This is a genomic window from Dulcicalothrix desertica PCC 7102, from assembly GCF_003991905.1.
In the GTDB taxonomy this organism is placed as follows: Bacteria; Cyanobacteriota; Cyanobacteriia; order Cyanobacteriales; family Nostocaceae; genus Dulcicalothrix; species Dulcicalothrix desertica.
The window spans coordinates 408,148-432,663 of record NZ_RSCL01000004.1; the positions used below are offsets into that span (position 1 = coordinate 408,148).

Here is a 24,516-nt window from a genome sequence, read left to right on the forward strand (position 1 = left end):
ATTAGTAGATAATGTTACATAGCAGGTACAGTGATAACTGCTGGTTTGAGTTGTTGTTCTTGGGTAGGTGTGTACGAAAAACTTGATTTGTCGTTGCTGTCGGGCAGAATTGTAATATATTTGCCGTCGTCTTTGGGATTACGTGATACCAATTCTTTACGACCCTCATTAACTAAGAACGGAAGCACTGCACTGGCGCCAATAACCACCATATCTACTAGGTTAATTGGTGCGATTTGCAACAATCCTTTGAGTCCAGGTACGGTTGCAGCGGCGATTTGTAGCGCGAACGAACCACCCAAGGCAATATTTAGATATTTGTTTTGTGGTAGTCTCTTACCGCTAAATATGCTGTGGGTTTGCGAACGGCAACTGAGCGCGTACATTAACTGTGCCATTGTCAAGCTCATAAAGCCAATGGTGCTGGCAGTTGCTCCTATACCATAACGGTTAATAGCATAACCATAGGCGCCCAATGCACTTGCTGACATTATCGCTGACTCGCCAACAATGCGTCGAAAATCGGAATTTTTGATAATTGGTTCAGATGGGTCACGGGGTGGCGCCAGTAATACATCTGGTTCTGGAGCTTCCATCGCCAGTCCAAGCGCTGGGAAGATATCTGTTACTAAGTTCAACCATAGTAACTGCATGGCTGTCATTGGTTCGCCAATACCAGCAGCAGTTGCAGCGAGCATCACCATGATTTCACTGGTGTTGGTTGATAGTAAAAAGTGAACCGATTTGCGAATGTTGTTGTAAATTGTACGTCCATGACTAACCGCTATAATCATGGTTTCGAGGTTGTCGTCTTCGAGGATAATATCCGCGACTTCACGGGCAACATCGGTGCCACTATGTCCCATTGCAATACCGACATTAGCAGCTTTGAGTGCGGGAGCATCATTAATTCCATCCCCCGTCATTGCTACTATTTTACCTATGCTTTGCTGTGCTTGGACGATTTGCAATTTGTTCGCAGGACTAATACGTGCAAAAACATTTACTCGGTCGCACAGTCCTTTAACAACTTCTGGGTCAACTTGTTCGAGGTGTGTTGAGTCAAGAATTTCTAGCTGTTTGCCTTGGCTAAGATTTAATTCTTTACCAATCGCATAAGCTGTTGGACTTTGATCCCCAGTAATCATTACGGTGTTGATACCTGCTGAGTGGAAATCTCCCATTAATTCCTTCACACCTTTACGGATGGGGTCTGCCATTCCCACAAGTCCCAACCAAATTAATTCACTTTCAGTGTTAATTTCATCCGAATCTTGAATTAAATAAGCAACTCCAAGAACACGCAGTGCTTTACCTGCCATGTCCTCGTTATCGTTCTCAATTAACTGTCTATCAGCATTGGTTAAAGGTATTTGCTGACCGTTTTTGAGTTGATGACTACATAGCGCTAATACTTCAGATGGACTACCTTTGACTGCAACGAGTTTTTGATTGTTGTCAGGAGTATTATGTAGCGTCACCATGTAGTTACGCGCTTGCGAACGGTGACTAATTTTCTGCAACGGATAATTTTCGCGCAGACTATTTACATTCACTCCAGCATTTATTGCTAAGTCGATCAGCGCGTTCTCTGTTGAAGAACCTTTTACAGTGTAATTGTGTTCTTTGTTTTCCTTTTTCTCTTTAACCTTTTCCTTTTCTTCAATAATGCTTTCGTTGCAAAGTACCAAGACATGCATTAACTTCAGCACTTGCTCGTTGCTATAAGGATTAATAGACTCATCCCCATCGCGCAACTTATCGTCTGCAACATCAATACATCGTCCATCAGCACACAACTCAACAACCGTCATGCGGTTAGCTGTAATAGTACCAGTCTTGTCCATACAGATAGTCTGTACCGAACCCAGTGTTTCCACTGCATCAAGGCGCCGGATTAATACGTTGTGCTTCCGCATGTTAGCAATACCAAGCGCTAACGTAGTAGTTGCTACCGTTGGTAGTCCTTCTGGTACTGCTGCTACAGCCAACGAAATTGTTGACTTAAGCATTTGCAGCACACTGTTACCGCGTAACAAACCAATACCAAATACAACAGCACAAATGGCGCCGCTAATTACAACAAGCTGACTTCCTGCTTGGTCGAGTTGTTTTTCCATCGGGGTTTCAGGTGTCGAAGCTTCACCAAGCATCGCCTGAATTTTACCCATCTCGCTATATTTACCTGTGGCGACAACTACCGCTTTCCCTTGTCCCCCTGTCACCAAAGTACCCATGTAAACCATGTTTACCCGGTCGCCCAAAGCTACATTCTCATCTTCGAGCGCTACAGTAGACTTACTAACGGGCATACTTTCACCCGTCAACGCCGACTCATCAATACTCAAACGCTCTGCTTCAATTAAGCGTGCGTCTGATGGTACATAGCTACCAGGTTTGAGAACTATAATATCGCCTCGGACAATTTCAGTAGCGCTGATTTCAACACTATTGCCGTCGCGAATAACTACTGCCGTTGGCTTAACTACATTTTGAAGCGAACGAATTATTTTTTCAGAATTACTCTCAGTAGCATATCCAATCCCCGCATTGATTACTACTACCCCCATAATGACAGCAGCATCAAGCAAACCACCTGTAGCAACTGACACTCCTGCCGCTACTGCTAAAAGTCCTACTGGCAGTGATTTAAACTGATCAACAAACATGCTTAACCCCGAACGCGGTTTTGCTTGCGGTAAGGTATTTAAGCCGTATTTCTTCAGTTTGCGAGCAGCAGAATCACTTGATAGTCCTAATACATTTGACGTTTGCAACTCATTAATTACGGTCTCTACAGAACGTAAATGCCAAGGTGCAACGGATTGCGCTTTTGTTCCGACCAGATCGCGTGTTTTTTTTGCTTTTCTCTTAGCTTGGTGCTTGTTTTTTGTTACCAAATTTACAGAATTTTTGTTTTGCTTTTGGTAATCAAAAACCAGACTTTCAATCAGCGATGCAAGACCCGACGAACTGCGTGCTGGTTTATAAATTACCAGCATATTTCCTGTGACCGGGTTGGCAGAAACACAACATATATCGTTGTTTTCTGCCAATCTCAACTCTAGGTATTTCTTAAGAGTATCCGAACCCTGAAGACCATTTACTTTATACCTAGCCCTCCCGCTCACCGCCGTATGTACTTCCTTAACGATAGGAATTTGACGGTGCCGGGAGATGTTACAGCTTTTATTCATTTCATGCAGTTGTGAAAAATACTAACTTATTCAGAGTCTTTTATCGTACTGCATAAAATTAAACATTTTCTAATTCGTCAGGATTATCTTTAAATAACTTATTAAAACCCAAATACCTAATAAATCATACAAGGTTGGAAATCTTACCCTAAATGTACTGAAATACGAACCATACCGATGACATAAAATTTTGCTAGAGTTTTAATAGGCTTGCTTTTTAATTTTGACTCAATGTTGCAATTTGCACCTTTATTTCCCTTAATTTACCGTGTTCTCCAACCTAGTTTTCCAAACTGTCTATGGACAGGAAACACAAACTGTAAAAAAATCGCTCTAACGTTTGATGATGGACCTCACCGTCATCACACACCCCAGTTACTTGAAGTATTAGATTATTACAAAATTCCGGCTAGTTTCTTTTGGTTAGGTGTATGTGTACAACAGGCGCCACAAATTGCCAAAATGGTACATGCTCGTAACCACTGGATAGGTTTACACGGTTATGACCACCGAAACTTTCCTATGCTCTCGCCGCAAGAACTTAAAGACAGCTTAGAAAAAACTCAAGCAGCTATTGAAAGTGCCTGTAATATACCCGGACAACTTATCCGCGATGTCAGACCCCCAAATGGGTTCTTTACCCCCAATACTTTAAAACTTTTGAAAAAGTGGGACTACCGTCCGGTTATGTGGAGCGTTGTACCAGAAGACTGGGTACGACCGGGTGTTAACACAGTAACTCAACGAGTATTAAACCAAGTTCAAAATGGTTCCATCATAGTTTTGCACGATGGCTACTTCGGTGGTGAAGATGTCGCCGAAACAACAGCAGCTTTAATACCCAAGTTACTAGAACAGCGTTACGAGTTCGTCACTATAAAAGATTTTAGATTTTAGATTTGGGATTTTAGATTCAATCCAAAATCCAAAATCTAGAATCCTAAATTTATTTATTCCCTTGCCCCTAATTCCTCAGCAACATTTTCTTGCTTAGAAGTATCGGCGCCTATAGGCTGTTCTGTTCCTAAAAGAGTGCGGATGTCACTCAAAGAACTAGGTTTGCCCAGTTTCTCTTCTTCGGAGTCGCTTACATACTCAATTAAATCCTCTACCTGGCAGCCAAGAGCCTTACAAAACTTTACTATACGTTCAATATGATCAGAGCCAGTTCTTCCGCTTTCCCAATTTTGAATGGTACTTTCGGTGACACCGACAAGACGTGATAACTCTAACTGGGTCAAACCAGCTCTTTCACGTAATATTGCTATCCTTGGTTTTGCTTTCCGTTTCACAGTCACAGCACTCCGACGGTCTAACTTATAGTCGTTTATCGTAACACCAAAAAAAAATTACGCCCAGATTTTTTAACCAAGACTTGACACACTTAAAATCTTTAGTTAAACTATCTAAGTATAGAGGTAGCACTTGCCAAGTGCAAGTCAGTTATCTTTTTTTACCTATTAACACTTAAGTTATTGAGTTAAATATATTAAAGGTTGATTAGACATGAGGTTATGGAGTTATAAATTATGTTGAAAATTATGTTGAAAAAGTCTTTTGCTGTAGGTGTGTTAGCGGCTCTGGCAATGGCGCCTGTTGCACAAGCAGGTCAAACTCAAGCAAATAGTTCTAACATGCGAATTACAAGTGGTAGCTTGGGAACAAGAAACGTTAGTGATATAGACAGCAGCACTTATACAGACCAGTATCAAGGTAAAAATAGTAATCGATTCTGTGCGACTCGCAATCAGATCCAAGGGAATAGAGAGAACGTAAGTATTAGTAACGGGAATGTTGGCTTCGGTAATGATAGCAGTGTTTCCAATTCAGCTTTTACAAGACAGAGGCAAAATGCGAACTGCTCCTTCCCTGATTTACGTTAAATATATAAATAGCTTAGTAATAGATAAAACTAAAAAGCTGGTTAATCGAGTTGTTGAACTAGATTAACCAGTAACACACAACTAATTAGGTCTAGAAAAATTATGAAGATAAAAATCTACACATGCAAATTTTCTAGCTGCTGCTTTGATTATAGCTTCAAGTGCAGCGTTAGCAAGTCAAAAGAAGTGCTGAGTAGAAAGTGAGTCGTGCTAAGTAGAGATGCAATTAATCCCTGTGGGAAAACCTCCGGTTTACGTGTCTCGACACTCAGCACGACTCACTCAGTACTCAGTACTCAAAACTAACTACAAAGTTGAGGATGAACGCCATGCCTGCCATAAAATTAATTTTTCCGCTGTTCTTGACTGCAATGATTGCATTACCTGCTTCAATTGCAAATGCTGGTGAATTAGATATTCAAACAAGTAATGTTCAAATGGAGCTTGATGAAGATGGCGACATTTATATTAGAACTATTAGAACGGCGCCAGTACCACGAGTAATTGTAAATCCCGCTGTAAATCAAAATATCTATAGAAATCGTCAGATGCGGGTTTTCAGAAGCAATAACAAAATGAAATGCCGTAATGTGACGCAGCGTAGAAACTCAAGAAGAGGTGGTAACCAAATTTACACAAGTAATACTACAACCGTCTGTAGCTAATTCAGGGCATTACTTGTAGAATTCCTGTAATTGTGGAATGGGCATCCTTGCCCGTTCCCCCATATTACAACTATGACCGTAAACTAACCTTTCTGTTTTGTTTCTATATTTATAACCATACTTGTATTCATTGGTATAAAAATATGCAAAACCTCATCTTTTATGCGCTCTGTGTAGGACTTATTATCAGTCTAACTGCTGGATTAACTAACAATTTATCCTACAGTCAAATAAGTTCCGAAGCATCAAGCGATAGTGGCGCCACACATACATTCACATCCACCACAAGTACACAATCAAACTCTGCATCTATCCAAAGGAATAGTTTAAGTCTAAGTGCTGCAAATTTAAAACAACCCCAAATTCTAAAAATAAATGCCCCTAGCGCACGGTTACAAGGTGAAATATCCATTAACGGTAAAGTTGTACAGCGTTTAAACGACAGCAGTAGTAAGCTAGATTTATCACCTTATTTATCTGTCGGTCAGCAAAAAATTGAAGTTTCAGCACAATATTCACCATCAACTGCTGCCGTCAGCGTAGAAGTACAAGGTTCAGGCAATAATATTTCGCAACAAACTAGCGGCAGCGGCACATTAAACTATACTCTAGATTTGGACATCCAGTAAAAGTTAGGTATCTAAATTTACCATTATCTTGTAGGCTGAATAACATTATCTTGTGGAATGAATAACATTATCTTGTGGGATGGGCATCCCTGCCCGTCCCAATTTCAAATGAGTTTGTGAACCACGGTTCACATTTACCCCACAAATTCCTCCATTGCCATCAACAAGAATACCTTTCGGTTTTGCTGAAATTAACGGTCGCTTGAAATTGTGCTTCAAGCGATGTACGAGTTTGCAGGTCAGCCACAGACCAAATTAGAAATTGCTCTGGCGCCGTTACAAAATCTTGATAGCGATGAGTCACAACTGCGTAGAACTCTTGATACATGGCACACGCATATTCCACTGCTGACTCAAAATCTTGAATAGGTGATAAACGTGCTTGCTGAAGGACATTTTTATCAACTGTACAAACGTCAACTTTTTCTTTTAACCAATCAATCACAAGTTGAGCTATGTGTGAATTCTGGAATCTGTTTGCATAAGCGCATATTTTCTCCCATCCAAAATCTGTAACATACATTTTTATCAAGGGTTGCGCTTGGTCAAATAATTCACTAATATCTTCTAATAGCTGGTTTCTGTTCATTAGTAATTCGAGTATTAAATCAGCATCAACCAATATCCCAATCACAGTTAAATCCCCCGATTGAAAAACAAATACGTTTATTATGTCTATAGAAGCATTGATATTTCTCAATGCTTTCCTGCATTCCTACATGTAAGTTATATACAAATCCAAAAGAACTTATTTCAGATTGGCGCCCACTAAAGGGTTACAATTTCACATCCAAGCATCTACATATTTATCGGCTTTTGTCAATCTGATACACAGTAATCACTTCACACTTTACCGCTGTTACTTGAAACGACGAAGCATATTTCCATCAGTTCCGAAACTCGCAATAATAATTATGTTTAATTCAAGTTTTTATGCACTTGAATATCAATAAAAATGTGAAGAAATATATCATATATTTTTTTCTAGTACTAACAATGTTTGATTTTTTACCTAACTTTTTGGTTTAAGCATTAAATAAAATAGTTGTCCGTGACCAACAGTAACACCCGCACGTTCGGCTGCAACAAGACCTGCACCAACAAAGTAATCAACTCTGCCAGCACCTTTAATGGCGCCACCTGCATCTTGGTCAAGTACATAGCGACTAACAACACGGTGTTCCATTTGACCTTGAGTATTAGGAAAAGGAAGGTATGCACGAATTAATGCTAGGGCGCCTGGTGGCATAAGTGATTTATCAGTAGCAATCGAACGGTCGGTCGTAAGAGTAGCTTGAGTGGAACCAGTTGCAGTAACACCATGATTTTCCTTAAAGAATACAAAACTAGGGTCACGCGGAATATAAATATTTAATTCCTGCGGATATTTATGAAAATAATCCAAAATTTTAGGCATCGTCATACCCTCCAAGGGTAATTTTCCATCGTCAGCAAGTGCTTTACCAATGCTTTTATAATTTTGAGCGATGCTGGCAGCATAACCCACCGTAGTCTCAGTACCATCAGTAAGATGAAGTCTCGCGGAACCTTGAATTTGCATCATGTAAGGTTCAAGACGGTCACGGAACCAAAATATTTCTAGTCCCCGTAATTTACTTTTAGAAGCTTGTAAACCATCTGCACCTTCTAAGTCAACACGTTTAGGATGAGGTCTAGGCCAAGAGTCTAAGTCGGGTGGTTCACGATAAATAGGGTAACGAAATTCAGCGGTACGTGTGCGACTAGCTTCATATATAGGTTCATAATACGAAGTAAACAGTACCCCTCCTTTTTTATCGTGACCTATCGACTGGTAAAGCACAAACTCATTTTTTATTGCAGCATTAAGTTGTTTGGCTGATTTACTCGTTTGTACCAACTGCCGAAATCGTTGTAAGCTAGCGATTACACGAGCGCGAGTAATACCAGCTACTGGATAATTTTGATATGCAGCTTGAGCTTGCGGAGATTGTAAGTACTTTAAACTTTGGTCTATCGACGCTATCAAACCAATAGAGTCTTTAATAGGTTCGTTTTCACCCCAAATTTGATTATCTAAACACGAAGCATCACCCTCGCAACAAGTAACATGTGGTCTAGCTACAAGTACAGGGCGCCGTTTTGATATATTTGGTTGACTTTTAACTTGTTTTGCAGCTTGAGGTAAATTCCACTTTTTTAACTGACATTGTTGTGGAGCAAGCGCTAAACGTCCCAAAGGTTGTATAAGTAATACATAAGTTAGTACAAAAACAGGCAAGCTTAAAGCAACAGCAACAAGTATTTTTGCTGACTTTGGGTTAACTAACTCTCGAAACTTCGCTTTAGATTCGCTCTTGATGCTCATGAAAGGCTCTACTTCAAATATAAAATTTAAAATTCATTAAGAATTTTAAAGCCTTACAGTTAGAAAATCGACATTCTTTTACTCGATAATCATAGGTAGAACAGAGACAAAAAGAAACTGTATATCTATACACGATGGCGCCAAGCCTAATTATGCCTTCTTCAACCAATCTTGTTATATTTCGTAATATTGTCATACTGAGGTACAAAGCATCTACACCCATGTCATGCGCTCGGTACGATGCATCTTGTCACCAGTTTCAAGGTAGTGGAAGAACATATTTCAATACGAATTTAGATTTATTGCGATAAATACCATACAAAAAGCCCAGCTTTAATTGACTGGGCTTTTCTGGAGTAAGTCTCCAAGGTTACATATAGAAGTTCAGTATAGTTTTGTTTAACTTAATTAGTACTACCATTGCTCTTGGCTTGGTTTCGGAAAAGAACCAAAATATTTTTTATCGTTGAATTAACTACTGCACAGGCTGGAAGCCTATGCTACATTTACGTGTGGTGTGCATTGTTAGGGAAAATTATGAAAGCTGTTGTGATGACTGCACCTGGTAATCCTGATGTGCTGCAATTACGAGATTTACCATTGCCTTCTCTTGGTAGTAGAGAACTGTTAGTTAAGTTAAAAGCTGCTGGTGTTAATCCTATTGATACTAAGCTTAGGGGTCGCGGTACTTTTTTTCCTGATAAAATGCCTGCGGTTCTTGGTTGTGATGGTGCAGGTGTTGTGGAAGAATTCGGCGCCAACGTAACTAAGTTTCGCGTCGGAGATGAGGTATATTTTTGTAATGGTGGATTAGGTGGGCATCAAGGTAATTATGCCGAATATACAACAGTAGATGAACGATTTGCCGCGCGTAAACCTAAATATACTAGTTTTGCAGAAGCTGCTGCGGCGCCTTTAGTATTAATTACAGCTTGGGAAGCTTTATATGAACGAGGAAGACTCTCGCCAAATGAACGGGTATTAATTCATGCTGGTGCTGGAGGTGTTGGACATGTGGCAATACAGCTTGCCAAACTTAAAGGCGCCAGCGTTTGCACTACAATAAGTTCACAAGAAAAAGCACGCTACACTCAAGAACTTGGCGCCGATTTAGCAATAAACTATAAGCAAAACGATTTTGTTAAAGCAGTATTAGACTGGACTAACGGTGAAGGAGTTGACGTAGCATTTGACACTGTTGGTGGAGAAACTCTACAAAAATGTTTTCCAGCAGTACGAGTATATGGTGATGTAGTCACAATTTTGGAACCAGATAAAAATACTATATGGAAAGTCGCACGTAACCGGAACCTGCGTATTAGTTTAGAGTTGATGCTTACACCTATGTTACAAGGAATGATAGAAACGCAGCAGCATCAAGCCGAAATATTAGAACAATGTGCAACTTGGATAGATGAAGGTAAGCTTAAAATTGACGCGCGTCATCAATATAAATTATCTGAAGCCGCAAAAGCTCATGATTTACTTGAAACAGGGTCAATCACAGGTAAAATTATCCTACTGACCGAATCATAGAAGATTAGCATCGCATTTGAGTAACTACATAAGAGTCCAGCATCCAATAATAACAATATTATTAGCCAGCGCGCTTACCGCTACTTTCTGGTTTATTGGGTTATTTTATATACCTACTTCTCAAGCTCAATCGCAATTAGAACGCACTTCCCTAACTTCAGAAATACTTCAACAGCGAGTTCATAACCCAATTCTACGCGAAGGTAATCCCACCGTAGATTTACGGGAAATGACGATAGATTTACGACCAGATAATGCAGCTTTTCGCGATGAATTTTATCAAACGCTACGAAAGGAAATACAAAAAACAGGCGCCAAACCATTCGGTTTAGATTTAAGCAACTCATTAATTCAAGGTGATTTTATCGGTAGCGACTTGGGACTGCGAGCCACAATTTACCCCCAAGCAATTTCTCCAACTTTTACTCCGAGTGAGCAAGAACAACTGCAACAGCTACGCGAGGTATGTTTAAAATCACTGAGTATAGGATTCCCAAGTGCAAAAGATTGTCGTTCGTTATTACGTCAAGAACCAAATATATCTACTGTAGAGAGCGTTTTTCGCTCGGCACTCATTATGCAGCAAACGCGGTTTAATGGCGCTGTCCAGTTTGCTAATACATTTTTTCTTCAACCAGTTGATGCGAGTGGCGCCGTTTTTAACCAATCTGTAAATTTTACAGAAGCTCGGTTTGGTAGTACCGTCAGCTTTGCTAATGCTACTTTTCGTAAAGATATTCAGCTAACAAATAGTATCTTTTTTAACAAAGTAGACTTAAAGCAAGCGCAATTCCAGGAAGCTGTTTATTTTCAAGATAGTAGTTTTTCTCTTAGCGCTAACTTTAAAGATGCAATTTTTCGCTCTTTGGTAAGGTTTAACCGCGCACGCTTTGGAGGTAATGCTGATTTCTCAAGAGGTAGGTTTCTCGGTCAGGTACAGTTTACCGCAGCAGATTTTAATGAATTTCTTTTACTAACCGAAGCAGCATTCGAGCAAGCTGTAACCTTTCGCGAAGCTAGATTTAACCAACCTGTGACACTAAGAGGCGCCAGCATTCTTAATATAGCTGACTTCAGCGATGCTATTTTTGCTCTTAATGCTTATTTAAACGTATCAGGACTAGCGTTCAACTCAAATAGCGCCAAAATTTTAGGAAATCCTGGTGAAATAGGGAAAATGCTCTATGTGTCATCTTTAATCGGAAATCAAAACGTATTGCGGAATTTAATGCAAAATTTCCGCTCTTTGCAGCAAATTAGCGACATTAACCAGCTTGAATATACTAAGCAACAATTACGGTTTATAGAATTGGGTCGGCGATTATTTGGTACAAATATAAATAAAGCCTCTACAGAAAAATTAAAAAGCCTAGGTTTAACACAACTTCAAATTGAAGGAATTATTAATCATCGTAAAAAAGAACAATTTCGCAACCAAAGCGAACTGTTAGAACTACCTGAAATAGATTTTGAGACATATATTAGAATACGTGACCAAATAATCGTCGATGAACCTTTATTAATTGGTGGATGGATATTAACAGCATGGAGTTGGTTATTTATTGCTGTGCTGTTATTACTATCAGGTTACGGTACACAAGTTTGGTTAGTGTTTGGTGTTGGCGCCATTGCAATAGCTTATTTTGGATTATTATATTGGCTTATCGATAAATATAGGCGCCTGCGTCCAGTTCCAATAGTTCCAACTTGTTATGAAACTAGCTGGATATTAACATCCTATTGTATATTCACATCCATTGGATTACTTGCTATTTTTCGCAACGCCGAACAGCCTTGGTTTACACTAGGGTGTTTAGTATTAATCATTTTACCTATCCCTTTAATACTACTAGCTCGACTTTACCAAATAGGGCGTTTTCATAACAAAATGGACGTATCCTATTTTACAGAAGATGGCACATTACGTCAGTTACGCTTGCTAATTGGGCGCCTGCCCGTAATACCCAGAAACCCATCATTTCGCGAAAGATACATGCCTATATTATGGGAAAAACGCTGGAATTGGTTAAATTACTACGACTTTAGTTTAAATAATTTAATGCGATTAGGCTTTAATGATATTCGTCTACGCGATGAATGCCTCCCAGGAATTATATCAAGCTTGGCATGGTTCCAATGGAGTTTAGGAGTACTTTATATAACTTTACTCTTATGGACACTATCACGCACAATCCCAGGACTAAATTTATTAATTTATTTGAAGTAAAGAAACCTGGTTTCTGTGGAAAATTGTTATTTTTATTATATACGGACTAGTGGAAACCAAGTTTTCCCAAGTTTTTAGAAGCAGTTAGGAATGATAGAATTAGTCAAGAGCCAGAAGCAAACGCTGGTAACAAAGCTAGGGAGTTAGCACAACAAACTAGGCAGCAAATAACATCCTATGAAACCCAAGATAAAATCTTGGAGCTAATCGATAAAATATTGGTATATAAATTTCCTCAACTGAGCAGGCAGGAGTTAGATCGTATGTTTACGTTGGATGACTTGAAACAAACACGGTACTTTCAGGATGTACAACAAGAAGCGAAGGTAGAAAATGCCCGCAAATATATTCTGGAAGTTTTGAAAGCTCGCTTTGCGAATGATATACCTTCTAAGATTGTAGAAAAGTTAAATCAAATCGAGGATTTATCTTGTCTTGATGAAATTCATAGAAAAGCTGCTACTGCTAAGAGTCTCGCTGAGTTTCGCTCATTCGTAAAACAATTACCTGATAATCGTGCGTAACAGACCATTTATATAGAAAATCTTAAATGGTTCAAATTAATACGTAGGTTGGGTGTAGCGACTTTTCGCTTCCCAACATTATGGAACGGGCAAGGATGCCCATTCCACAAGAGATGTTAATTTACATTCTGGGTTAATTTAATTTTTGGAAGTCCCTTAGATGACTTAAAACAAACACGCTTCGTTAACTAACTAACAATAAAATCATGCTTAAAAAAATCTTGAGTCCATGTAGAGGCGCCCACGCATCGCATTTACTAAATTTAACATTAGGGATTGGCGCCACATTAGCTGTAGCGTCTCCATCATTTGCCCAATCAACAATTATTTACCAACACACCACTACATACGATAATTACGCTTACCCCCATATTACTCCTTACCCTGTAAGCCCAATTGGGGGACGCAGTTTATTTCCACCCAAGACCAATTTATTTGATCAAAATCCCACAAATAGTTTATTCCCTAACAATCCTAGTAATAACGTTTATTTTCCGAAAGTTAGGGTACACAGGCGCCCACGTGACAGGCAGTATGTTAATGACTCTACTCTGGTTAATCCAGTGTTAGTAAACCCTAACATTCGGAACTCGACTATTATCAACCCAACTATAATTAATAATCCTTATTATCGGCGCCAGCCAAGAAAAGGCTCTGTGTTTATGTATAGTTTCCCGTAGGTAATGCACAGGCAGGATGCCTGTGCCACAAGATTAAGGTGTAAAATGTGACCCAACGAGCATTGTGCCAATACCTACGTCGGTAAAAATTTCGAGAAGTAGGGAATGGGGTATGCGACCGTCTAGGATGTGCGCTGCTTTTACTCCTTGGGCAAGTGAACGAACACAACAATTAACTTTTGGTATCATTCCACCCGCTACTACTCCTGTTCCAATTAAGTCGCGCGCTTCTTGAATATCAAGTTTGGGAATTAGGGTTGATGGGTCTTTATAATTTTCGAGTATTCCACGTGTATCGGTTAGCAATATTAATTTTTCGGCGTTAAGTGCAGCAGCTATTTCTCCGGCGACGGTATCCGCGTTGATATTGTATGATTGCCCAGTTTCATCAGCAGCAACGCTGGATACAACTGGAATATAACCATTCTCAACTAATGTGTTAAGTATTGTAACGTCAATACTACTTACATCTCCAACAAAACCAATTCCTTCCTGACCTTGAGGACGAGCTTTGATTAAGTTACCGTCTTTGCCGCATAATCCCACAGCTTTTCCACCTGCTTGATTAATTAAAGCAACAATTTCTTTGTTGACTCGTCCTACTAATACCATCTCGACAACATCCATTGTTGGTGCATCGGTAACACGTAACCCATTTTTAAACTGTGCTTCGATACCGAGCTTGTCTAACCAGCTATTTATTTCTGGTCCACCACCGTGAACGACGATAGGACGTAGACCCACACAAGAGAGAAAAACTATGTCACGAATTACTGTATCCTTGAGTTCGCTGTCTTTCATTGCTGCGCCACCGTATTTGACAACTACAGTGCGACCTGCGAATTGCTGGATGTAAGGTAATGCTTCGCTAAGTACTCTAACGCGGGTTGCTTCGGCTTGTTTGATATATTCGGTATCGTTAACCATTGGGAGGAGCTATATTTTGAATGAGTTTAAGAAAGTTTTACACTTTCAACAATTTCTCACAAGACGGTATCAAACCTACACTCTTTGTGTTTAAAATTTGTAAAAAACGATAGTTATAGAGGGTAAGAAGGCGCCAATGAAGATAAAATTTTGCTGTCGTCAAACCCGTAGATAGTTTAAGCTAGCTGAAGATTGTTTTGATTTTATGGTAAAAAGAGGCGGTAGTGTGCCTAAAAAAACTGGTTTAATTTCTTTTCTAGTGGTTTGTAGCTTATGGTGTTTGCCTTCGAGCGCAAACGCACAAGCTTTGATACCCCATACATTGCAACTGGATGCAGCGAAGCTTGAAAAACAAGGGTTATCTTTAGCTCAAGAAGCAGCTTCGTTGGGACAGTTTCAGCAATATGAGCTTGCTTTACCACGCGCGCGCTTGGCATCGCAACTCGCACCGAAAAACGATAAAGTGTGGTTCCTTTTGGGCGGGTTGTATTTACAAACGAAAGATTATAATAATGCCATCAGTTCTTTAAGAAAGGCTCAGGGACTCAATCCTAAGAATGCTGACGTTCAGTTTGCTTTGGGTTCTGTCCACTTTCAACAACAAAAATATCAAGAAGCTGCCGGATTTTATCAAGCAGGTTTAAGATTAAAACCAAATGACCCCGAAGGACTATTTGACTTGGGCAATGCTTTTTACATGCTTGGAAAATTGCCTGATGCCATAGCCCAATACAATAAGGCAGTTGCTCAAAATAAAAAATTCTGGCCTGCAATTAATAATATTGGTTTAATTAAGTACGAACAAGGTGATGCAACTGGCGCCATTAAGCAATGGCAAACTGCTGTGTCACTCGATAAACAAGCTGCTGAACCTTTACTAGCACTAGCTGTAGCATTGCACGCTAGAGGAGACCGACAACAAGCACTTGCACTTGGAGTACAAGCACTTCGTATCGATAACCGTTATGCTGACCTAGAATTTTTAAAGCAAAATCTCTGGGGTACACGCTTACTAGCTGACACGAAAAAATTCATTGAGTTACCTGGTGTTCAAGCAGCTATCGAACAACGCGAAAGTCAGTCATCGAGACAAAGACCACAGTAAATTGTAGGATAGGCGCCTCGCCTGTCCCACAACCCTCTCCAAATTTTAAATTCCCTATTGCAAGATTACGCACAATACAGTACATATATATTGTAAAGAATAAAAAGCAATAGCTCGACTCATAAAAGTCAAGCTACTGTTCTTAAAAGGTGATATGCAAGGGATAGTTCTAACACGGCTTGTAAGATTTGTTGCTTTTGAGAGGGTTTTCCTTTTCAAGCGCAAGGTTTTCAAGCATTATCATCTTTGGGTAAGAGTGCCACTATTTGGTCTACAAACTGTTGATGGTCAACGACAGGCTTAGAAATGTAGCCATCTGCACCACTCTGCTTAAGGAAATTCTCACGGTCACCTTCCATAGCATGTGCCGTTACCAAAATAATTGGTAAAGACGAAGTTTGTGGGTCAGATTTCAACATTTGTGTAATTTTGATACCATCAACAGACTTACCCTGGTAAACACTTCGAGATAGCGAAACATCCATCAGAATAATGTCGGCATCTCCTGATTGGGCAATTTTCATTACCTCTTCCACATTTTCCGTGTGTTTGACGTCTAAGCCGCCCCGCTTGGTCAAAATCTTGGAAAAAACGCGAGCGTTAATCAGATCGTCTTCGACAATCAATACAGTTTTCATGCGAATTTAACTTGTAGGGTGAAAGGGATGACTACCTGACTTTTCAGTTATACGTCTCCTTGTTTATTAATCCATACGTTTCTCTATCATCAAGGATAATACTACTGTTTTTTATCCTGTCTTGTATCAAAATTGTGTTTCAATGTGCTGCCTTAACTGCGAATGCTTACGCATTAAACGACAGGCGCCTATCGGTGTTCAAAAACTAAAACTTTGTTTGTATAGATTAGATAGATATCAGGTAAAAACTCATGGCAAAACAGTTAAACCTTCTCTCAGGGGGACAGGTAATCACCACAGCCTTGCACACCGAGATGCAACGGTCTTATCTTGAATATGCCATGAGTGTGATTGTCGGGCGAGCGTTACCCGATGTCCGCGATGGCTTAAAACCCGTTCACCGTCGCATTTTATACGCGATGCATGAATTAGGACTTACACCTGAGCGACCCTACCGAAAATGCGCGCGCGTAGTCGGCGACGTTCTCGGTAAATATCACCCACATGGCGACCAATCGGTTTATGATGCATTAGTTCGTTTGGTACAAGATTTTTCTAGTCGTTATCCTTTGCTCGCAGGTCACGGTAATTTTGGTAGCGTCGATAACGACCCTCCAGCAGCAATGCGGTACACAGAAACTCGTCTTGCTTCCCTTGGTCATGAGGGTATGTTGACCGAAATAGGCGAAGAAACAGTTGAGTTTATTGGCAACTTTGATAATTCGCAGCAAGAACCAACTGTTTTACCAGCGCAGTTACCATTTTTAATCCTCAATGGTTGTGCGGGTATTGCTGTGGGGATGGCGACTAATATACCCCCGCATAATTTAAATGAAATAGTCGATGGGTTGGTTGCGCTCATTGATAATCCAGAATTACCTGATAGCAAACTATTTGAATTAATACCTGGGCCAGATTTTCCAACGGGTGGGGAAATTGTTGGTGATTCGGGAATTCGCGAGGCTTATACTACTGGTCGGGGTAGTATTGTTTTACGTGGAATTGCCACAATTGAAGAAATCGCAGCAACTAAAGGAACGAAGCGTAAAACGGCGATTATTGTAACTGAGTTACCTTATCAGGTAAATAAGGCGGGTTGGATTGAAAAAATTGCCGAACTTGTTAACCAAGGACGGATAAATGGCATTTCTGATATCCGTGATGAAAGTGACCGGGATGGGATGCGCGTTGTTATTGAACTTAAACGTGATATTAACCCGCATGAAATTCTTCAAGCTTTATATCACCAGAGTGCTTTACAAAGTAACTTCGGCGCCATTTTGCTCGCTTTGGTTGACGGTCAGCCCAGGCAGTTGAGTTTACGTAATTTATTACTGGAGTTTTTACGTTTCCGCGAGCAAACCTTAGTACGTCGCTATAGTTATGAATTGGGCAAGGCAGAAAATCGCTCGCATTTGGTAGAAGGTTTGCTCAAAGCTTTGTCAAATTTGGATGAACTTATTAGTATATTGCGACAGGCGCCTGATGGGAGTACGGCAAAAGTTCAAATTGCCAGCAGGTTAGAGTTGACCGAAGTTCAAGCTGATGCCATACTCGCTATGCCGTTAAGGCGCCTAACTGGTTTAGAACGACAAAATCTTGAACAAGAGTTTAACGAACTTAGAGAGCAAATTACTGATCTTCAACGATTATTGGGTGATCGCAAAGAGTTACTAAAATCTCTGAAAAAAGATTTTCGATCTTTGAAAAAAAAGTTTGGTGACGAGCGTCGAACTCGTATTGGTGCTGAAGCGAAGTTTGAGCCACCAAAGGGAGCGAAGAAAAATTCCGACGACGACACAAAATCAAATCCAACTTCAAAACCCGAAGTTAAAAGCGAAGAAACAATACTCGAATTAACTCATCGCGGTTATGTTCGACGTTCCCAACCCAACGGTAAAAAACCCAAGGGCGATAATAATTTATCTGAAAACGATTTTATTCTTCAAACGGTAGATACCAATACCGAAAAGGAATTACTTATCATTACTAGCGGCGCCAAAGTTTATCCAATACGAGTTGGTGATATTCCAGTTTCAACCGGACGCTCCGGAACTCGTGGAACTCCATTAATTACTTTACTTAGTAACACCGCTCAAGGCGCCACTGAAGCAATTATCACTCGGTTCATGCAGCCAGAAAATCAAGACGGTGAAATGATTCTCTTGACTAAGCAAGGACGTATTAAACGATTATCGTTGATGGAGTTTAGCAACTTATCACGTCGCGGTATTACAATCACTAAACTTAAAGACGATGATGAACTGCTATCTACACAGTTTACAAATCCAGGCGCCTCTGTTGTGCTGGCTTCTTCGGGTGGGCGCCTGTTAAGGTTTGCAATAAATGACGAACAATTAGCAATAATGGGACGCACCGCAATGGGTGTACAAGCAATGCGTCTACGTTTGAACGAAACAATGGCGGGTTTCGTGAGCGTTAAAAATTCCACTAATATACTGCTGGTAACTCAAATGGGTTATGCCAAACAAATTTCACTCTCGAATTTACGACTAGCTAACCGAGGTGATATTGGCACTCAGTCGTGTAAATTTACAAATAAAACCGATGCTTTAGCTGGAATTACAAATGCAATACCACGAGGAGAAGTAGCGCTTATCACCAACCAACAGCGATTAGTCCGTGTGGCGATTGATACTGTTAAACTTTCAAACCGGGATAGTACGGGTGAAAGTATCCTCCAACTAAATCGTGACGAGAAAATAATCTCAGTCGTTGAAATACGACAACCCTAATTCCTTCAAAGGATATTCAAAAATTAAACTAACCATCCCATAAAAAAATTTCTGAATTTGATACGCATGGTGTAGTCTCTACATCATGCAATTTTTGTGTCTGGTTATACTTATACAAAATATATATATCAGTAATTTTTATCACATTCTGTCCCAGGTATGATTTTATTAAAGGTGTGTAACAGAAAAGAAAATATTTGTTATATTTATTTACATAAGACCTTAAGCTTTTAATTCCAATTTGGAGTAGTAACCATGCAAAATACAACAGCAACCAATATTAACGCACCAGTAATGCAAGACCGTAATGCTTGGCGTTGGGGATTTACTCCACAAGCAGAAATTTGGAATGGTCGTTTAGCAATGATTGGTTTTTTAGCAGCAGCTTTGATTGAAATTTTTTCTGGTAAAGGCTTTTTACACTTCTGGGGCATTTTTTAAGTTCAAATATAACTGTCTTGAATTGATACCCTGTAGATGTTATATAACCTGGGAAGATAAGTGCCTATCCTCCCAGGCTTTTTAAATTTTTATATAATATTCTTTACATAAATCAATTTAAATTTACATTACTTAACTTTTTGAGCAATTTTTTATATACAAATTAGACATAAAAATCAAAACCTGGAAGTTATAAAACACCCAGGTTCATATTATGACGCTAATTAAAAAGTTGACTAGAAGTTTAACTTGTCATTGTCAGCGCAGCGAAGAACCTAAGGTTTAACTATATATACCAGATGCTTCACCGGGCGTGACTCATGACAAACAGGGGGACATTTGAAAATATCCTTTAACGAATATACTCTTTCAAAACGCTATTGCGGTTAGGATGGCGCAACTTACGAAGTGCTTTAGCTTCGATTTGACGAATTCGTTCGCGTGTGACGTTAAAGATTTGTCCAATTTCTTCTAAAGTTTTCATGCGACCGTCATCTAGTCCATATCTTAAACGCAGTACATCACGTTCACGAGGGCTAAGACTATCAAGAACTTTTTCGAGGTCTTCGCGCAATAAATTCTTAGACACTTGGTCTTCGGGTGTTTCACCATCCGATTCAATAAAGTCGCCTAATCGAGAATCTTCTTCCTTACCGATAGGAGTTTCTAACGAAATAGGTAATTGCGCTGACTTAGCAATAAACCTTAACTTCTCAATAGTCATCTCCATGCGGGTAGCAATTTCTTCCTCAGTAGGTTTGCGACCCATTTCTTGAGAAAGTAACTTCGTTGTTTTCTTTATACGTGAAATGGTTTCGTAAAGGTGGACTGGTAAACGAATAGTACGTGATTGGTCGGCAATTGCGCGTGTAATAGCTTGACGAATCCACCATGTCGCATAAGTTGAGAATTTGTAACCTTTTTCATGGTCAAACTTCTCAGCCGCGCGAATCAAACCAAGACTTCCTTCTTGTATCAAATCTTGGAAAGACAGCCCACGATTCATATACTTCTTGGCAATTGAAACCACAAGACGCAGGTTGGACTGCACCATTTTATCTTTTGCCCGACGCCCGATGTGCAAACGATAGCGGAATTGTGGTAATGTTAATTGCACAGCCTCAGCCCACTCGCTATCTCTGGGGTCACGGTCTAATTGCTGGGACAATTTTTCTCGAATTCTTTCCAATTCGAGTAAATCAGCAATTTTACGCGCTAATTCGATTTCTTCATCCGCACGAAGCAAACGAATTCGACCGATTTCTTGTAAGTAAAGACGGATCGAATCTTCGGTGTAATGCTTCTTCTTGGACTGTGCCCGACGACGCGATTTAGCGGCTTTTCCAGACTTTGCGTCGTCCTCATCAGATGTCGGTTCTAGAAAATCATCGATTTCGCCATCATCGCCAAGTAGCAAGTCCTCTTCATCATCTATTAAGAGTTCCTCTAACTCGAAATCAGGCTGATTTGTGACTACTAGATCAGGCTGAAATATATTTTCGAGTACGTTATTAGCCTGGTTCATGCCGCGTTCCTCATGCTCCTTGCAGAATCAATTACTCAAGACAAAATTGCAGTTGCTCGCGTGACGAGCTTTGAATATCATCCCTACAACTAGGGTAATGACTAATTTAGCTAAAAAATGTTCAGACATGTTACATATTTCATCTAAAAAAATATGCAAACAAATTTCCGAAACTTAACCCACAGCAAGAATGCTTAAAAAGGGTTTTAAAGACATACTGCACACCATCCAATAGCTACTGCCGATTAAATACTCATACATTGAGCCTTTCTCAGAAATAGCAATTGAGTTTGGCATTGTTTATTAAGTGAAAAACACTTTATGTTGCTCACGCACATGCAGTTGCGATTGAATTACCTGTTACAGACCTTCAACCTAAATTACACCTTACAAAAAAACATCTTTACTAATGGGATGAAGATATTTTTTTGTCAAGACTTTTTAGATTGTAGCCTGTTTCACAAAAATTGCACTTATTTTGTGTAATATCCGTGAAAGAACTTTAATCAACAAAGCCTGTTATATCAAATAGAAATTTTGAGCGGCAACCGTACACTTGAACTTTACCCAAATCTTAACTATAACCACCAAGAAATTATTGTTAATTTCTTTGAAGAGGCACGTCAAAATGCAGGAAAACTTTGCACGGATTTGCCAAAACCTCAATCATTTGGTAAGCAAGCGTTCTCGTAAGTGGTTTTGTTACCAAAAACTATTTCTAACAGTTTTGCATTACACAACAAAAGCATATTTTTGAATGAAATACGGGTGAAAACACATTACTCGGTAACTACTACTTACTCTAACTCGCTACGGGATACAGCAGAACAAGTAAGGGAAGTAACAACCATTTTCTTGCTGGAAGCGAGAAAACTCGATACTTAGACCCTAGACAAAACATAAATGCCTTTACCAAGCATCTATACTTAAAGGCGCCTTTTCCTATAGACAAGTGAAGCTTTGCAAGTTTAATGCCGCAATCACCGTTTTTTGAGATAAGCCAATATTTTAATCAAGTGGCTTCGCTTGAAATTAAGGCAACCAGCAGCAAAATATCTGCGGGGTACAGTAAAAATTAGCCATACGTCGCTAATTAATTTAACTCTAGCTTATTTAATTTTAATCGCACGAGGACGTGCTACTGAAATGTCAACCCTGTGAGACTTGACAAACTGTTCTTATTGTATACAACGTATTTTAATCAATTCAAAACGAGTTTGACACTCAGGACTAACAATATTAACCCACTTGATACAAAAATGCATAGTAAACCCAGAAAAATACTCACCTCACACACCTCATACCACGCAAATTCTATCTACAACAGCTATTCACAGCAGTTAATGCAACACGTTTTTTGCGACAGTAGCTCGTTGTATTTATTAGAACAATTATACTGAGAAGCGCTCTTTCCCCTGTTTACTTAATACTTCCAACCAAATCACTATCTATATACTGAGATTTCCTAATTGTCAGCTTTTGATGACAATACTGTTCACTGTCCTGAGTACATCTACTTTTTATTACGAGATGTAAAGTTTTATGAAGATAGGTAAGTAGATTAAATTAGCATATCAGATTTTGGCAAATATGCACTATAAGTTAGTGCTATGCATAACTATGGTGAAGACTTATGCACAAAACTTTACAAAGTTTAGTAAGATAACCTCATAACAAAAATGAGTATTTTTTCTTATTGACATGGCGGAACATTTTCCCTGGCTAACCGCGATCATCTTCTTACCACTAGTTGCTTCGCTTGCAATTCCATTTTTACCTGATAAAGATGGCAAGCAAGTGCGGTGGTACGCTTTAGGAGTAGGTATCGCCGATTTAGTACTGATGTGCTATGCATTTTGGAAGCACTACGATGCAACTAGTGCGAAGTTTCAGCTTGCGGAGAATTATGCCTGGGTACCCCAGATAGGTCTGAATTGGGCGGTTTCTGTTGATGGATTGTCAGTTCCGCTGGTACTGTTGGCTGGGTTTGTAACGACACTCGCTATTTTCTCTGCATGGCAAGTAGACAGGCGCCCACGTTTATTTTATGCGCTGATGCTGGTTTTATATTCGGCGCAGATAGGCGTGTTCGTAGCGCAAGACTTGCTACTGTTTTTCATCATGTGGGAAGTCGAGTTGGTACCCGTTTACTTACTGGTTTCGATTTGGGGTGGACAAAGACGTCGCTATGCAGCAACAAAATTCATACTATATACAGCGGCAGCATCTATATTTATTCTTGTAGCAGCTCTTGGAATGGGGCTTTATGGTGGTGGCGATTTAACTTTCGATATTGCTGCACTCGCTTTAAAAGATTATCCAATTGGTTTAGAACTTTTTTTGTATGCTGGGTTACTGATTGCATTTGGTGTCAAGCTAGCAATTTTCCCGTTACATACTTGGCTACCTGATGCTCACGGTGAAGCTTCTGCTCCTGTATCAATGATTTTGGCGGGTGTACTCCTCAAAATGGGTGGATACGGGTTGATTCGCATCAATATGGAGCTTCTTGGTGATGCTCATATATATTTCGCTCCAGTTTTAGCAATACTTGGTGTCATCAATATTATCTACGGCGCCTTAAATTCGTTGGCTCAAAAAAACATGAAGCGTCGGTTGGCGTATTCATCAGTATCGCACATGGGTTTTGTGTTGCTAGGTATCGCCTCGTTTACTGACCTGGGGATCAATGGCGCCATGCTACAAATGATTTCTCACGGTTTGATAGCAGCAGTACTGTTCTTTTTAGCTGGAGTAACTTACGACCGAACCCACACAATGGCAATGGAAGAAATGGGTGGTGTTGGGCAGGTAATGCCAAAAGTATTTGCCCTGTTTACAATTGGCGCAATGGCTTCGTTAGCGTTACCTGGAATGAGTAGTTTTGCTAGCGAACTCGCTGTGTTTGTTGGTCTGACAAGCAGTGACATTTACAGTTCAACGTTCTGTACAGTGACCGTTTTCCTATCTGCTGTTGGCGTAATTCTTACCCCAATTTACCTATTATCGTTACTCAAACAGGTATTTTATGGTAACGGCGCCGTACTCCAATGCGAAATAGGAAGCGGTGGTTTACAAGCTTTAGAAACAGAAGATGTAGTTTGTTTCGGTACCGACTGCGTTCTTCCTACCAAATCAGTTTACCGCGATGCTAGCGCCCGCGAAGTATTTATTGCTGCTAGCTTCCTAGTGCTGATTATCGGTATAGGTTTGTATCCTAGATTTACGATGAAAATTTACGATGCAAAAACTGTTGCAATTAATACTCAAATACGCGCTTCTTATACACAAATAGCAAACAGCAATCCTGGTATCTATGCTCAAGGATTATTAGCTCCTACAATCTCAGAAACAGAAACCGCGACTGTTTTAGGAACTTTTAAATAGATATACCAGTTTGTGTTAACCTCTACCTCTGAATCCTTACGAGCAGTCG

Annotated in this window: 21 protein-coding genes; 13 read left to right on the forward strand and 8 right to left on the reverse strand. The window is 39.8% G+C overall.

Annotated elements, in window-relative coordinates; genetic code table 11:
* Positions 1 to 14 precede the first annotated feature (14 nt).
* A complete protein-coding gene (locus tag DSM106972_RS11050) occupies positions 15 to 3,197 on the reverse strand; it encodes a cation-translocating P-type ATPase (RefSeq protein ID WP_127080735.1) in 3,183 nt (1,060 codons plus the stop codon).
* 234 nt (positions 3,198 to 3,431) lie between these two features.
* On the opposite strand from DSM106972_RS11050, the gene DSM106972_RS11055 reads away from it, so the two are divergent.
* On the forward strand, positions 3,432 to 4,094 hold the full coding sequence (locus DSM106972_RS11055) for a polysaccharide deacetylase family protein (protein ID WP_170213568.1): 663 nt from the start codon (positions 3,432 to 3,434) through the stop codon (positions 4,092 to 4,094).
* 53 nt (positions 4,095 to 4,147) lie between these two features.
* Here the strand turns inward: DSM106972_RS11055 and DSM106972_RS11060 are convergent, their stop codons facing one another.
* Positions 4,148 to 4,489 (reverse strand): helix-turn-helix transcriptional regulator, encoded by a 342-nt coding sequence (locus DSM106972_RS11060; RefSeq protein WP_127080737.1) that lies wholly within the window; start codon positions 4,487 to 4,489, stop codon positions 4,148 to 4,150.
* Positions 4,490 to 4,726: 237 nt separating this feature from the next.
* Here DSM106972_RS11060 and DSM106972_RS11065 point away from each other — a divergent pair, with 237 nt between their 5' ends.
* From DSM106972_RS11065 to DSM106972_RS11075, 3 genes are all read left to right on the forward strand, one after another.
* On the forward strand, positions 4,727 to 5,080 hold the full coding sequence (locus DSM106972_RS11065; protein WP_127080738.1) for a hypothetical protein: 354 nt from the start codon (positions 4,727 to 4,729) through the stop codon (positions 5,078 to 5,080).
* Positions 5,081 to 5,409: 329 nt separating this feature from the next.
* Entirely contained in the window at positions 5,410 to 5,745 is a 336-nt protein-coding gene (locus DSM106972_RS11070) for a hypothetical protein (protein ID WP_127080739.1), read from the forward strand.
* Between the two features lie 143 nt (positions 5,746 to 5,888).
* Positions 5,889 to 6,374, forward strand: coding sequence for a hypothetical protein (locus DSM106972_RS11075; protein WP_127080740.1), 486 nt, complete (start codon positions 5,889 to 5,891; stop codon positions 6,372 to 6,374).
* A 160-nt stretch (positions 6,375 to 6,534) separates the two neighbouring features.
* Here the strand turns inward: DSM106972_RS11075 and DSM106972_RS11080 are convergent, their stop codons facing one another.
* Complete coding sequence (locus DSM106972_RS11080; RefSeq protein WP_019495294.1) at positions 6,535 to 7,008, reverse strand: hypothetical protein; 474 nt, start codon at positions 7,006 to 7,008, stop codon at positions 6,535 to 6,537.
* Positions 7,009 to 7,386: 378 nt separating this feature from the next.
* On the reverse strand, positions 7,387 to 8,721 hold the full coding sequence (mltA, locus tag DSM106972_RS11085; RefSeq protein WP_127080741.1) for a murein transglycosylase A: 1,335 nt from the start codon (positions 8,719 to 8,721) through the stop codon (positions 7,387 to 7,389).
* A gap of 537 nt (positions 8,722 to 9,258) precedes the next feature.
* On the opposite strand from mltA, the gene DSM106972_RS11090 reads away from it, so the two are divergent.
* The 4 genes from DSM106972_RS11090 to DSM106972_RS11105 all read left to right on the forward strand — a co-directional run bounded on the left by DSM106972_RS11090 (position 9,259) and on the right by DSM106972_RS11105 (position 13,688).
* On the forward strand, positions 9,259 to 10,257 hold the full coding sequence (locus DSM106972_RS11090) for a zinc-dependent alcohol dehydrogenase family protein (protein ID WP_127080742.1): 999 nt from the start codon (positions 9,259 to 9,261) through the stop codon (positions 10,255 to 10,257).
* Positions 10,258 to 10,273: 16 nt separating this feature from the next.
* Positions 10,274 to 12,484, forward strand: a complete 2,211-nt coding sequence (locus DSM106972_RS11095) for a pentapeptide repeat-containing protein (RefSeq protein WP_127080743.1) — start codon at positions 10,274 to 10,276, stop codon at positions 12,482 to 12,484.
* Between the two features lie 98 nt (positions 12,485 to 12,582).
* The gene (locus tag DSM106972_RS56195) at positions 12,583 to 13,008 is read left to right on the forward strand and encodes a DUF2887 domain-containing protein (RefSeq protein ID WP_127080744.1); all 426 of its coding nucleotides are present in this window, start codon (positions 12,583 to 12,585) and stop codon (positions 13,006 to 13,008) included.
* A 206-nt stretch (positions 13,009 to 13,214) separates the two neighbouring features.
* Entirely contained in the window at positions 13,215 to 13,688 is a 474-nt protein-coding gene (locus tag DSM106972_RS11105) for a hypothetical protein (RefSeq protein WP_127080745.1), read from the forward strand.
* Positions 13,689 to 13,721: 33 nt separating this feature from the next.
* On the opposite strand, the gene argB is transcribed toward DSM106972_RS11105, so the two are convergent.
* Complete coding sequence (gene argB, locus DSM106972_RS11110; protein ID WP_127080746.1) at positions 13,722 to 14,615, reverse strand: acetylglutamate kinase; 894 nt, start codon at positions 14,613 to 14,615, stop codon at positions 13,722 to 13,724.
* Positions 14,616 to 14,841: 226 nt separating this feature from the next.
* Here argB and DSM106972_RS11115 point away from each other — a divergent pair, with 226 nt between their 5' ends.
* Entirely contained in the window at positions 14,842 to 15,720 is an 879-nt protein-coding gene (locus tag DSM106972_RS11115) for a tetratricopeptide repeat protein (RefSeq protein ID WP_127080747.1), read from the forward strand.
* A 230-nt stretch (positions 15,721 to 15,950) separates the two neighbouring features.
* On the opposite strand, the gene DSM106972_RS11120 is transcribed toward DSM106972_RS11115, so the two are convergent.
* Entirely contained in the window at positions 15,951 to 16,358 is a 408-nt protein-coding gene (locus tag DSM106972_RS11120) for a response regulator (RefSeq protein WP_019495286.1), read from the reverse strand.
* A gap of 251 nt (positions 16,359 to 16,609) precedes the next feature.
* On the opposite strand from DSM106972_RS11120, the gene gyrA reads away from it, so the two are divergent.
* Positions 16,610 to 19,114 carry a DNA gyrase subunit A gene (gene gyrA, locus DSM106972_RS11125; RefSeq protein ID WP_127080748.1) on the forward strand — a complete coding sequence of 835 codons (2,505 nt, stop codon included), beginning with the start codon at positions 16,610 to 16,612 and terminating at the stop codon, positions 19,112 to 19,114.
* 255 nt (positions 19,115 to 19,369) lie between these two features.
* On the forward strand, positions 19,370 to 19,555 hold the full coding sequence (locus DSM106972_RS11130; protein ID WP_127080749.1) for a CAB/ELIP/HLIP family chlorophyll-binding protein: 186 nt from the start codon (positions 19,370 to 19,372) through the stop codon (positions 19,553 to 19,555).
* A 352-nt stretch (positions 19,556 to 19,907) separates the two neighbouring features.
* Here DSM106972_RS11130 and rpoD read toward each other — a convergent pair whose 3' ends face one another.
* Both rpoD and DSM106972_RS54850 read right to left on the reverse strand, forming a co-directional pair.
* On the reverse strand, positions 19,908 to 21,080 hold the full coding sequence (gene rpoD, locus DSM106972_RS11135) for an RNA polymerase sigma factor RpoD (RefSeq protein ID WP_073621961.1): 1,173 nt from the start codon (positions 21,078 to 21,080) through the stop codon (positions 19,908 to 19,910).
* Positions 21,081 to 21,254: 174 nt separating this feature from the next.
* Positions 21,255 to 21,377: a hypothetical protein gene (locus tag DSM106972_RS54850; protein WP_267901094.1), complete on the reverse strand. Its 123-nt coding sequence runs from the start codon at positions 21,375 to 21,377 to the stop codon at positions 21,255 to 21,257.
* Between the two features lie 240 nt (positions 21,378 to 21,617).
* Between DSM106972_RS54850 and DSM106972_RS51350 the strand changes: the two genes are divergently transcribed.
* Together DSM106972_RS51350 and DSM106972_RS11140 are read left to right on the forward strand one after the other, a co-directional pair.
* On the forward strand, positions 21,618 to 21,773 hold the full coding sequence (locus tag DSM106972_RS51350) for a hypothetical protein (protein ID WP_158632810.1): 156 nt from the start codon (positions 21,618 to 21,620) through the stop codon (positions 21,771 to 21,773).
* A gap of 1,008 nt (positions 21,774 to 22,781) precedes the next feature.
* Positions 22,782 to 24,467 carry an NAD(P)H-quinone oxidoreductase subunit 4 gene (locus tag DSM106972_RS11140; RefSeq protein ID WP_127080750.1) on the forward strand — a complete coding sequence of 562 codons (1,686 nt, stop codon included), beginning with the start codon at positions 22,782 to 22,784 and terminating at the stop codon, positions 24,465 to 24,467.
* Positions 24,468 to 24,516 lie beyond the last annotated feature (49 nt).